The organism is Corynebacterium sp. HMSC069E04 (assembly GCF_001813175.1).
GTDB classification, from domain to species: domain Bacteria; phylum Actinomycetota; class Actinomycetes; order Mycobacteriales; family Mycobacteriaceae; genus Corynebacterium; species Corynebacterium aurimucosum.
In genome coordinates, this window is record NZ_KV811696.1 from 98312 (window position 1) to 110317 (window position 12006).

At 62.1% G+C, this 12006-nt stretch carries 11 protein-coding genes; 4 read left to right on the plus strand and 7 right to left on the minus strand.

The window, feature by feature from the left end; all coding sequences use genetic code 11:
• Positions 1-35 precede the first annotated feature (35 nt).
• Positions 36-3611, minus strand: coding sequence for a DNA polymerase III subunit alpha (gene dnaE, locus HMPREF2896_RS10450; RefSeq protein ID WP_070719539.1), 3576 nt, complete (start codon positions 3609-3611; stop codon positions 36-38).
• Positions 3612-3676: 65 nt separating this feature from the next.
• Here dnaE and rarD point away from each other — a divergent pair, with 65 nt between their 5' ends.
• Positions 3677-4579 carry an EamA family transporter RarD gene (gene rarD / locus HMPREF2896_RS10455; protein ID WP_070711454.1) on the plus strand — a complete coding sequence of 301 codons (903 nt, stop codon included), beginning with the start codon at positions 3677-3679 and terminating at the stop codon, positions 4577-4579.
• Here the strand turns inward: rarD and HMPREF2896_RS10460 are convergent.
• The 4 genes from HMPREF2896_RS10460 to lspA are packed head-to-tail and all read right to left on the minus strand — an operon-like array spanning position 4576 to position 6913.
• Positions 4576-4845, minus strand: coding sequence for a permease (locus HMPREF2896_RS10460; protein WP_070445357.1), 270 nt, complete (start codon positions 4843-4845; stop codon positions 4576-4578). The two genes, rarD and HMPREF2896_RS10460, sit on opposite strands and share 4 nt — an antisense overlap.
• 33 nt (positions 4846-4878) lie before the next feature.
• On the minus strand, positions 4879-5478 hold the full coding sequence (locus tag HMPREF2896_RS10465) for a hypothetical protein (protein WP_070643737.1): 600 nt from the start codon (positions 5476-5478) through the stop codon (positions 4879-4881).
• Positions 5475-6398: an RluA family pseudouridine synthase gene (locus HMPREF2896_RS10470; protein ID WP_070445351.1), complete on the minus strand. Its 924-nt coding sequence runs from the start codon at positions 6396-6398 to the stop codon at positions 5475-5477. The genes HMPREF2896_RS10465 and HMPREF2896_RS10470 overlap by 4 nt, the downstream gene beginning before the upstream one ends.
• Positions 6398-6913, minus strand: a complete 516-nt coding sequence (gene lspA / locus HMPREF2896_RS10475; RefSeq protein ID WP_070643734.1) for a signal peptidase II — start codon at positions 6911-6913, stop codon at positions 6398-6400. Before lspA ends, HMPREF2896_RS10470 begins: the two co-directional genes overlap by 1 nt.
• Positions 6914-6945: 32 nt before the next feature.
• On the opposite strand from lspA, the gene HMPREF2896_RS10480 reads away from it, so the two are divergent.
• On the plus strand, positions 6946-7893 hold the full coding sequence (locus HMPREF2896_RS10480) for a DUF6263 family protein (RefSeq protein ID WP_070719475.1): 948 nt from the start codon (positions 6946-6948) through the stop codon (positions 7891-7893).
• A gap of 129 nt (positions 7894-8022) precedes the next feature.
• Here the strand turns inward: HMPREF2896_RS10480 and HMPREF2896_RS10485 are convergent, their stop codons facing one another.
• Complete coding sequence (locus HMPREF2896_RS10485) at positions 8023-8655, minus strand: WKL family lipoprotein (RefSeq protein ID WP_070719476.1); 633 nt, start codon at positions 8653-8655, stop codon at positions 8023-8025.
• Between the two features lie 106 nt (positions 8656-8761).
• Between HMPREF2896_RS10485 and HMPREF2896_RS10490 the strand changes: the two genes are divergently transcribed.
• Positions 8762-9697, plus strand: coding sequence for an asparaginase (locus HMPREF2896_RS10490; RefSeq protein WP_070445339.1), 936 nt, complete (start codon positions 8762-8764; stop codon positions 9695-9697).
• On the opposite strand, the gene HMPREF2896_RS10495 is transcribed toward HMPREF2896_RS10490, so the two are convergent.
• A complete protein-coding gene (locus HMPREF2896_RS10495; protein ID WP_070643724.1) occupies positions 9694-11157 on the minus strand; it encodes a DNA polymerase IV in 1464 nt (487 codons plus the stop codon). The two genes, HMPREF2896_RS10490 and HMPREF2896_RS10495, sit on opposite strands and share 4 nt — an antisense overlap.
• A gap of 150 nt (positions 11158-11307) precedes the next feature.
• Here HMPREF2896_RS10495 and HMPREF2896_RS10500 point away from each other — a divergent pair, with 150 nt between their 5' ends.
• On the plus strand, positions 11308-11949 hold the full coding sequence (locus HMPREF2896_RS10500) for a GntR family transcriptional regulator (RefSeq protein WP_070719478.1): 642 nt from the start codon (positions 11308-11310) through the stop codon (positions 11947-11949).
• The last annotated feature ends 57 nt before the right edge of the window (positions 11950-12006 follow it).

Sequence of the window (12006 nt, forward strand, 5' to 3'; positions counted from 1 at the left end):
TACTTTTATTCAACACACGAATGCGGGGTGTCACCTCAGCCGAGAATTCCGGCGCCCATCGTCGCTTTGAGATCACCCATGAGGTTGCTGGAGCGCTCCACGCGCAGATGTTCGCCGAGGACCATCATGGTGGACTCTTCGCCGTCGACAAGCGTGAGGTACACGTCAGACTCACCCTTGTTGTTGACCAAGACCTGCTTCAGCCGCGCAATGTTGTCCATCGTGCACTGATCCGTGCGCATGGTCAGGCGCAGCGGCAGACCGGCACCGTTACCCGGCCCCAAATCGGGAACGCGGATATCGGAGCAGAACAGGGACATGCGCTCATCGCGGATCTTCACCTGGACCTTGGCCAGGATGATGTTGTCTTCAGCAATCTGCGGGGCTACCAGCGAGTACACCTGGTTGAACACGAGGATATCCACCTGGGCGCCGTTATGGTCTTCGATGCTCACGATGGCCCAGGGCGAGCCATCGCGCTTGGAAAAGCGCCTGTCAACGCCCGAGATAATGCCGCCAATCACGAGCTCCTGGCCATTGCCCACTTCGCCGTTGAGGATCTTGGTAATCGGGGTATCCGTCTGCGCATTCAGTGCTTCCTCGAAACCATCAAGCGGGTGGCCAGACACGTACAGGCCGAGCATCTCCCTTTCCAGAGCCAGCTCGTGTTTACGGTCCCAGTTCTCCTCCGGGATATCGATGGCAAAAGCAGAAACAGAGTCACCCTGTTCATCCCCGCCTCCGAAGCCAGCGAAGAGGTCGAATTGCCCCTTGTCGGCTGCCTTTTTGGTCGTCTGCACCGAATCCACGGCGTCTTCATGAATAAGCATGAGGCCCTTGCGTGGGTGTTCCAGGGAATCGAAAGCACCGGCCTTAATGAGGGATTCGGTGACACGCTTCGAACAGGCCGCCAGCTCAATCTTGTCCAGATAGTCGGAGAAGGATGTGAAAGCCCCTTTCTCCCGGCGGGTCTTCACGATGGAATCCACCACTTCCCCGCCGACGTTGCGGATAGCGCCCATACCGAAACGAATATCTTCGCCGACAGCCTGGAAGGTCTCCACCGACTCATTAACGTCCGGTGAGAGCACGCGGATGCCCAGGTGGCGGCAGTCAGCCAGGTAGATAGCGGACTTGTCCTTCTTATCACCCACCGAGGTCAACAGTGCGGCCATGTATTCCGGCGCATAGTAGGCCTTGAGGTAGGCCGTCCAGAAGGACACCAAACCATAACCCGCGGCATGGGACTTGTTGAACGCGTAGGAGGCGAAGGGCTCAATGGTGCCCCACAGAGCATCCATTGCTTCCTTGGAGTAGCCATTGTCCTTCATGCCGCCCCAGAACTTGTCATACTGCTGGGCCAGCACTTCTGGCTTCTTCTTACCCATGGCTTTACGGAAGCCATCTGCCTCGCCGGCGGTGTAGTTTGCCACTTTCTGCGAGATACGCATGATCTGCTCCTGGTACACGATAAGACCGTAAGTCTCATCGAGGATTTCCTTGAGCGGCTCCTCCAGCTCGGGGTGAATTGGGGTAATTTCCTTGCGGCCGTTCTTGCGGTCCGCATAATCCCAGTGCGCGTTCACACCCATCGGGCCCGGGCGGTAGAGCGCCAGTGACGCCACGATGTCCTTAAAGCCCGTTGGCTTCATGCGCTTGAGCAGCTCCTGCATACCGCCCGAGTCGAGCTGGAACACGCCCAACGTATCGCCGCGCGACAGCAGGTCATAGACCTTTGAGGCATTCGGGTCGTCGGCATGGAGGTCTTCTAGGTGGACTTCCTCGCCGCGGTTTTTCTTGATGTTTTCCAGGCAGTCACCAATCACGGTGAGGTTGCGCAGTCCCAAGAAGTCCATCTTCAGCAGGCCGATGGCCTCACAGGCCGGGTAGTCCCAGCCGGTGATGTAGGCGCCGTCGGCTGGGCGCTTCCACATCGGGATGTGGTCCATGAGCCGGACCGAGGCCATAATCACCGCGCAGGCATGCACGCCGGCCTGACGGACCACGCCCTCGAGGCCGCGGGCGGTCTCATAGATCTTCTTGACGTCCGGGTCAGTCTCAATCATCTGCCGGACCTCGGCCGCCTCCGAATAGCGCTCGTGCTCTGGGTCCGTGATGCCGGCGAGCGGGATGTCCTTGGCCATGATCGCGGGTGGCAGGGCGCCGTTGATGCGGTCCGCCATCTGGAAGCCCGGCTGGCCAAAGTGCACCTTGGCGGAGTCCTTAATGGCCTGCTTGGTCTTCACGGTACCGAAGGTGATCACCTGGGCAACCTTGTCCTCGCCCCACCGCTCGGCGGCGTAGGTAATCATCTCGCCGCGGCGGCGATCATCGAAGTCGATATCGATATCCGGTGCGGACGGACGCTCCGGGTTCAAGAATCGCTCGAAGAGCAGGCCATGCTCGATGGGGTCAATGTTGGTAATCGTCAGCGCGTAGGCCACGAGCGCACCGGCCGCCGAACCACGGCCCGGACCAACGCGAATGCCGATGGAGCGCGCGTGCTTGATGAGCTCGGCCACGATGAGGAAGTAGGAAGGGTAGCCCTTCATATCGATGACGCTGATCTCGTACTCAGCACGGTCGATGTACTCCTGCGGCACATCCCCACCGTTGAAGCGATCCTTCAGTCCCTCCATCACCTCGTGAGTTAGCCAGGAGGTTGGGGTGTAGCCCTCGGGGACGTCGGCAATCGGCATGCGGTCATGGGTGTGCTCCTCCCAAATCGCGCCATAGTCCTGCACGCGCTCGGCAATCCACAGGGTGTTATCGCAGGCCTCCGGCACCATGTGGTCCCACAGCTCACGCATCTGCGCAGCAGTCTTGATGTAGTAGCCGGTGCCGTCGAACTTGAAACGGTCCGGGTCCATGAAGGTCTTGCCGGTCTGCACGCAGAGCATGGCCTCGTGGGAAGGCGCCTGGGATTCCAGCACGTAGTGACAGTCATTGGTCACCAACGGCGGCAGATCCAGCTTGCGGCCGATCTCCAGCAGACCGTCACGCGTGCGCTTTTCGATGTCCAGCCCATGGTCCATGAGCTCTAGGAAGAAGTTGTCCTTGCCATAAATGTCCTGCCACATGGCAGCAGCTTCGAGCGCCTCGTTGAACTGGCCCAGGCGCAGGCGGGTCTGCACATCGCCGGAAGGGCACCCGGTGGTCGCGATGATGCCTTCAGCATGCTCGGCAATCAGCTCGGCGTCCATGCGCGGCCACTTACCCAACTGACCCTCATAGGAAGCTAAGGAGGAAAGCTTGAACAGGTTGCGCAGGCCGGTTTCGTTCTCCGCCAGCATGGTCTGGTGGAGGTAGGCACCGGAGGCAGAGACGTCATCGCGCTTCTGGTCCGGGGTTCCCCACAGCACGCGCTTCTTGTTGAAGCGCGATTCCGGCGCCAGGTAGGCCTCGATGCCGATGATGGGCTTCACGCCAGCACTAGTCATCCTTTGGTAAAAAGCATTGGAGCCGTACATGTTGCCGTGGTCAGTCATGCCCACCGCCGGCATACCTTGGCGGACCACCTCATCAGCCAACATATCCACCTTGGCCATGCCATCCAGCATGGAGAACTCGGTGTGGTTGTGCAGATGGACGAAGGAGGAGTTTTTGGCCATGCGGCTCATCTTAGCGGGGACGTCAAACTTCGCCCGTAGGTCCTCGTTAAGGTACATTTTCTTAAATGTTCTACACCATTGCTGCCTATCTCATGTGGGGTTTCTTCCCAGCGTTCTTCCCGCTGCTGCGCCCCGCCAGCCCGTTTGAGATTTTGGCCCACCGCATCGTGTGGACCGCCGTTCTCGTCACCGCAGTGTTGCTGGTGACAGGTGGCTGGCGCGAGCTGAAAGCGTTCAGCCTGCGCACTTGGGGGTGGATGTTTGCCTGTGGCGTGGCCATCACCATCAACTGGGGCACCTATGTCATCGCCATCAACAGCGATCACGTGGCCGATGCCGCACTGGGCTATTTCATCAACCCTCTCGTCTCCGTGGCCCTCGGCATTATTTTCCTCAAGGAGAAGCTGACGAAGGCGCAGGTGGCGTCGGTCAGCATCGCCTTCATCGCAGTGTTGTGGCTGACCTTCATGACCGGTCAGGCCCCCTATTATTCGCTGGCTTTGGCCTTCAGCTTCGGAATCTATGGTTTGCTCAAGAAACGCATCACGGTTTCCTCGATGGGCTCTGTGGCCGCGGAAACCTTGGTCATGCTCCCCTTCGCGCTGATCTACCTGGGCTACCTCCAGGCACAGGGCGAATCCACCTTCACTACCGAAGGGCCCGGGCACATCGCACTGCTGGTTACCTCCGGCCTCGTCACCGCCCTGCCGCTGCTGTGTTTCGCCCAGGGCGCTAAGCACCTGCGTCTGTCTACCCTCGGCATGCTGCAGTACATGACCCCCATCATGCAGATGCTGTGGGCGCTGTTTGTCACCCAGGAACACATGTCCACGGAACGCTGGATCGGCTTCGCCATCATCTGGGTAGCGGTCATCATTTACCTGGCGGACTTGGTGCGCATGGGCCGCGCTTCTCGACGCCGCGCCCGCCTCCACCCCGCAGAGAAAACAACCCCCAGCCGGGACTAGCGGCGCTTCAGCTCGTCGCGCGCCTCCCGAGCCCGGGCACGCCGGGCGGATTCCTCGCGCGCGTTGAGCGCCCACCGCGGCATGAGGATGGCCATGGCGATGCAGTAGATGGCCACCACGATGAGAATGCCGAAGGCGAGCTTGTCTGCTCCCCAGACCCCTTGCGCGATGGCGGCCCCAGAGGCGATGAACGCGCCCGCCCACATCAAGAGGTAGGCAAAGCGGTAGTTCGGCGGCCACTCGGAGGTGTTGGGAAATAGGCGCATGTCTTCTCCTTGGTTGTTCTATCGGTAGCTGTTCTAGCGGTTCTCATTCTGTCCGACGTTGGCGGGCGGGCGCACGCCGAAGGAGCCCCATGCGGCATCCTCGGGCGCGACCTCCACGGTATCGACCCGCGGGTCGGAGGCGAGGGCGCGCAACTGACTCCCATCGGAATACACCACGACGGCGTCGACCTCCGATGGTGCCTCCTCCCCCATGTCACGGGCATGGTCGGACACGCGGGACAGGACGGTATCGAGGACGTCGACGCGCGTGGCGCCAGTGACAGGTTCGGGAACTGCAATGGGGGCGGCCAGCCCGATCACGATGGCATCCATGCGCTGGATTGGTCTCAGCGCATCGGAGACCTCCTGTGCGCTCAGCGCCTCGCTAAAACCCACCAGGGCATAGGCTGGCTCGTCCGCCTGCGCTAGTGAGGCCTCCGCGCGTTCGCGATATTCAGCAGCAGTCTCGGTTCCATCCGGCCCCAGCTGGTCTCCTTGCAGCGCCGCGCGGGGCTGGGTGCCAAGGAGGCCGAAAGCGAGAACCACCACCAGCGCCAGCACCGCCAACAGCACCAGCGCCGCGGCCCGGCGGCGCCGATAGATGCGCTGGCGCGTGCTCCGCTGCGGGCTCATCCGCGCAAAACCTCCACGGCGTGCTTCAGGTCCTCGGGATAAGGTGCGGTGCATTCAAACCACCTGCCAGTACCCGGGTGGGTAAATCCGAGCTTTACCGCATGCAGCCACTGGCGGTTAAGCCCCACGCGCTTGGCCAGGTTCGGGTCACAGCCATACATCGGATCACCCACACAGGGATGCCCGGTGGCGGACATGTGGACGCGGATCTGGTGGGTTCGGCCGGTCTCCAAATGAACTTCGAGGAGGCTAGCCTCGCGGAAGGCCTCCAGCAGCTTGTAATGTGTCACCGCCGGTTTGCCGTCATCGACGACCCCAAATTTCCAGCCCGCCGAAGGATGACGGCCAATGGGTGCATCAATGGTCCCCACGATGGGATCCGGCAAGCCTTGGACCACGGCGTGATAGGTCTTCTTCACGGTGCGCTCGCGGAAGGCGTTCTTGAGTTGGGAGTAGGCACGCTCACTGGCGGCCACCACCATGACGCCGGAGGTTCCCACGTCGAGGCGGTGGACAATGCCCTTGCGTTCGGTAGGGCCGGCGTCGGCAAGCGCATAGCCCGCCGCCCGCAGCCCGCCAATGACGGTGGGGCCATCCCAGCCCAACGTCGGGTGCGCGGCCACCCCCACCGGTTTGAACACACAGATGACGTCCTCGTCGACATAGAGGACATCCATGCCCTCCACCAGCTCCTCCTTGGGGACAAGTGGTTCCTCAGGCGCCGGCATCATGACGTCGATCCACCCGCCGGCGTTTAAGCGCTCGGACTTGCCCACTGCCTCGCCGTCGATTTCCACGTCACCCGCCGTGCACAACTGGGCCACTCGGGCGCGGGAAATACCCAGGAGCTTGGCCAAGGCAGCGTCCACGCGCATGCCATCGAGGCCCTCGGGTACCGGCAACCTACGGCTTTCGCGCATTACACTCCCCCCGCTTCCTGCTCTTCCGACTTCTCATTCATCTCTGAGTAGAACATCGCGATGATGAAAACCACCACGCCACAGGTGATTGCCGCGTCCGCGATATTGAACACGGCGAAGCTGCCCACGGAGATATAATCCACGACGTGGCCGAACCAGAACCCTGGCTCACGGACCAGACGGTCGATGAAATTGCCCAGCGCGCCGCCAGCGATCATTGCCAGCCCGATGGCCTGCCACTTGTCGTGGATACGCGGAGCGGCGATGGCCACGCCGACAATGAAGGCCAATTGGATTGTGGTAAACAGCCACGTCGAGCCCTCCCCTCCCATGGAGAAGGCCGCGCCGGGGTTAAACAAAAGGTAGAAGCGGAACCAGTCACCGAACACCGGTAAGGCTTCACCTTCGGTGAGGATGGACAGCATCAGCGCCTTCACGGCTTGGTCGACGGCAGCCACACCGAGCACCACCGCAACCATCACTCCGATATAACTCCTTGCTTTCACCCGTTCCATTCTAAACAGGCTCATCCGGTAATTTGGAATGCGTGTTTCGTGTGAGAGCTCTAGCAGTCCTGTCCGCCACCGTCCTAGGAGTAAGCGGCGCGCTCGCCGGCTGTTCCTATTCCCAGCCGTCCAAGCCAGTCGAAGAACCGGTCGGCTTGGCCCTCGACGCCCCGCGCGTCACCCTCTTGGAGCCCGGTGACGGTGCCAGCCGCGTTCTGGCTTATCAGGATCTCGATGCTTCTCAGGAGCTGACCTACAAGGTCGCCACGGGTTTCGACCAGCAGCTGCGCAAGGATGGCAGCGCTGCCCCTTCGCCGGCGACCGAGGATACGGTCACTCTTCCGCTGCAGGCTTCGGTGGAAGCTGCCACCGAGAACGTCGAAGGCCAGCTTCCGGCGAGCCGCAACGCCTTCGTCACCGTGGGCAAGCCCGAGGCTGACGGCACGGATGTCTCCTCCGCCGAGGGTTTCCAGTTTGGGTGGCGTGGTACGGATACCGGACAGATGAATTCTCTGCGCCTAGCGGCCCCTCAGGCAGCAACCGATCAGGCCCGCAGCACAGTCGAGCGCGCTATCACCAGCCTGACCTCCCTGCCCATCGTCTTCCCAGATGAGGAAATCGGCCCCGGCGCGACATGGATGGTGGAATCGCGCGTCACTGGCGAATCCACGCTGCTGCAAACCACGACATATACCTTGGACAAGCTGGACGGGGATACCGCCACCCTCAGCGTCAAGGTGGAGCAGCGTCCTTCCCTGGGCGCGCTGTCCTTTGACGGTGCCGACGCCCCCGAGGAACTGCAGGGCAAAGAACTCAAGGTGCTCGATCACACCTCCACCTCGGAGGGCTCGGTCACAGTTGATCTGACCAAGCCGCTTCCCACCGCCGGCGATGTCTCTGTGACCACCGCCATTTCTTATGGTGCGGAAGGCTCCGATCTTCGCGTGGTGCAGACCAGCGCCACCGAAATGGAGTTCACAACCGACTAGCTAGCGCGCTTGGCGCCTATGCCGCTGCACGCGGCAGCCGCGTCACGGGTTTCCAGACAACACAGCGCCCACCACCTGACTGGCAGAAAAGCCAGTGGGTGGTGGGCGCTGAGGTTTTGTCGGCCGGGCTTACTGAGCTGGAGCCTCAGTGCCCTCTGCAGGCGCCTCGGCAGGGGCCTGCTCGTCTGGCGCTTCCTCGCCTTCAGCGGGGGCGTCGGCAGGCGCCGCTGCGTCTTCCGGCACGGAATCGGCGCACATCTCCGGAACCTCTTCCGGCGGGACGATGTTGGTGACCAAAACACAAGCCCAGGTCTTAGACAGCTTCCATGTACCACTCTCGTTGATGAACTCCACCTGGTCGGCGGTCTGCTGCTGACCATCCGGGGTATTGATGTGGACGGTCGCCAGCGCGGAATCCGGCACGAGGCCCGGAATGACCGGGGCCACGACCTCGAAGGTGGCACCGGATTCGGCCTGGGACTGCGACATGACGTCGAAAAGCTCCGGCGCCGTCTCGCTACCCTGGACCAGCTGCACCTTCTCTTCCTGGGGAAGGTTCGGGTCCGCGGCCTTGGACAGAATCTCGTTGAGCTGCTCCACAGTGGGCATCTCGGTGGAGACAACCTGCGAGGCGGAGGTTTCGCCCGAAGGCTTGGCGGCGGTGCTGCTCTCGCTCGCTGCATCCTCAGAAGACGAGCAGGCGGACAGGACAGTCGCGGCGCCCAGAGCCAAGATGGCGGCGCTCAGCTTGAAGGATTTCACAAATACTCCTCACGTAGGGGATCGTGGTTTATCCTTTTTACTTTAGCGTCCGTGAACCCAGCCCTGGGTTTCCCGCGCAGGTGCGTGGCTGTAGTAGCCTGCTGGCATGACCTTTGCCCTCATCGCCACCGGTGGCACCATCGCTTGTACGACGGTCCGTGACGGTTCCCTAGTCCCCACCGTTAGCGGCCAGCAACTGGCCGCTTCTCTGGGCACTGACGGCGGCACGCACGACATTGAGGTGGTGGAATTCCGCGCGCTAGATTCCAGCTCAATTACGTTGGCCGACCTCGATGAGCTCCTGTTGTGCGTTCGCGAACAGCTCTCCCGCCCAGACATCGACGGCGTCCTCATCACGCACGGCACCGATTCCATGGAGGAAACCGCGCTGGCCTTGTCCCTTTTTGACTTAGGCGATGGCCCTATCGTGCTCACCGGCGCCCAGCGCGCCTTCGACCACCCGGCCGGTGATGGCCCGCGCAACCTGCGCGAGGCCTATGGGCTTCTGCGCTCCGGCAAGCCGGGCGTGTGGGTGCAGTTCGGCGGCAAGACTATCCCTGGGCGCGGTGCGCGCAAGTGGCATACTTCGCAGCTCAACGGCTTTGAGGAATTGCCGGTGGGAGTCTCCACCTTAGCGCCCCTCCCCCTAGCGCCCTTGGCCAATCACCCCGTTGAGATCATCGCGGCCTACCCGGGGGCATCAGCCGAGCTTGTCGACGCCTCCCTTAAACACGCCTCCGGCCTCGTCATCGAGGCGATGGGTTCGGGAAACATGGGCGCGGAGATGGGTGCCGGGGTGACCCGCGCGCTGCAGGCGGGCGTGCCCGTGGTGATCAGCACCCGAACTCCCTACGGGAATACCAAGCTGGCCTATGGCGGCGCTGGCGGTGGCGCCACCTTGGGCGAGATGGGCGCGGTGGCCGCCGGCGGATTCCGCGCCGGGCAGGCCCGCATTATGCTTGCTGCGGCACTTGCTACAGGCACGCCGGTGGCAGAGATGTTTAGTAAGGCACCAACCAGCACGGCCTATACCGCGGGCTAATTGTCCTCGCGTGGTGGGGCCTCTACCGCCCCCTCGGGGGCGACGTCACCGTCAAGCTCGGCATCATTGTCCGGCAGGACGTCCTCCCAGGCCAAGGAGTCCAGCGGATCGGCTGGGCGGAGCTCTTCATCCTCAGCGGCGAAGGAGCGCACAAACCCCGGGCCTGTAGCACGGGTTTCAAAGCGCACGCTGACCACTCCGTGGCCCGCGCCCTGAATCCAGCCGTGGCCGAAGTCGGGGTGATAAACGTCCTGAGTAGCACGCCATTTGCGGCTCGGCGATTCCTCGGAATCTGCAGTGGAGGAGACATCGACTGGGGTGGACGTGCTGCCCGGCAGATAATCGCTGACCCCGGTTTCATAGTCCGTGTCTGGGTCCTGGCGCACGATCTCACGGTCTAGTTCCGGAAAGAGCACGTCTTGGCGGGCCTCCTCCAACCCTGAGTAGCTCACGCCCACCAGCCTGATAGGACCGAGTTCTTCCGGGTAGCGCGCTAAACTCAGCGCTTTGGCTTCGAGCACCTTCAGATCATCTGTCGCATAGGGCAAGGTGGCTGAGCGTGACTCGATGTGAAAGTCCGCCATCCGCAGCTTCACCGTCACCGTGCGCGCGCCGCGACCATCCTTCAACAAACGGGAATGAGCGCCATGCGCCGCGCGAATCAGCGCCGCATCTACCTCTGCCGCCGTGCGCAGATCGGTGGGATAGGTGAACTCGGTGGAGATTTGTTTGGCAATCGCGCGCGGGGCAACTGGACGCTCATCAATCCCTTGGGCAAGCTCCCACAACTGCACACCCACCACACCGCCGAGCGAAATCTCGACTTCCTTGCGGCTCATTGCGGCCAGCTGGCCGATAGTCTCCACTCCGATGGCGGCAAGCTTCTGCTGGGTGACCGGCCCCGCACCCCACAGCTTTCCCACCGGCAGCGGGTGAATGAGCTCCTCGAAGCGCTCTCGTGGAACAACGAAGGTGCCGTCCGGTTTGGCCTCCCCCGAGGCGATCTTCGCGCTCTGCTTTCCCGCACCCGCACCAATAGAGCTGGGAAGGCCCGTCTCCGCTCGAATCACGCGGCGCAGGTTCTCTGCCCACTCACGAACCTCGTCGGCTGACGCACCGACTAGTGCCTCAGGTTCCATGAAGGCCTCGTCGATGGAAAGCTGCTCGATGACCCCAGCGTGCTCCGCAATGATCTCAAATACCCGGCGCGAGGCCGCCGAATAGACTGCTCGGCGAGGTTGCACCACCACGGCACGAAAACCCACGAGCTGCTGCGCGCGGAACATGGGCATGGCGGAATGCGCGCCATAAGCGCGCGCCTCATAGGAAGCACCCGCGACGACCCCGCGGCCGGACGTCCCTCCCACAAGCACCGGACGACCGCGCAGGGTGGGCCGAGTCAGCTGTTCCACCGAGGCATAGAACGCATCCATGTCGATGTGAAGAACCCAGCGCTGCATAACTACAAGTCTAAAACATATATTCGCATCCACAAGGAAGCCCTAGGCAGGCAAAGAGAACTAGCTCTCATGCGCGGCATAAGTGATCTATGCCCCACGATTGGCGCTTGGCGCTAGACACCAAACCCCGCTTGCATGCATCATGTATACATGCAAAAAGACAAGGTACCTGCCGCTGAAAGGGCCTATGAGCACCTCAAGAGCCGCATCATCGATGATGAGGTCGATGACTCGGACATGCTCTCCGAAGCCGCCCTAGCCGCCGAGCTAGGGATGAGCCGAACCCCGGTGCGTGAGGCTTTCCTCCGCTTGGAGGTGGAAGGCTTTTTGAAGCTCTACCCCAAACGTGGCGCGTTGGTCGTGCCGATTAGCCCCCGCGAGATCCGAGAGGTCTACGAGGCCCGTCTCCTCGTGGACGAGAACTCTGCGCGCCACATCTGCGGGCTATCCCCCGAGGAACGTGAACTCATTGCCGATGTCCTCGATGCCACCATCGAGGAACAGAATGCCGCCCTCGACGCTGGCGATCTGGGCACCTATACCCAACTAGACGCTAAGTTTCACCAAACCATCATGGACAACGGCGGCAACCGCCTGCTGGCGCACCTCGGCCACACGCTGCGCGAGCGCCAACAGCGTTTTACCGCCACCGCCATCGGCCGCAGCGTTGAGAAGGCCCGCGCCTTCGTGGCCCAGCACGCAGTGCTTGCCGACGCCCTCCGCACCGGCGACATCGACTCCTACCTGACCGAACTCCATTCCCACCTCAACTCCTCAAGGAAACAACTGTGACTGTCTCCGCGCATTCGAACCCTGCTGTCGAGGCGCCTTCCACTGAGCACGACGCCT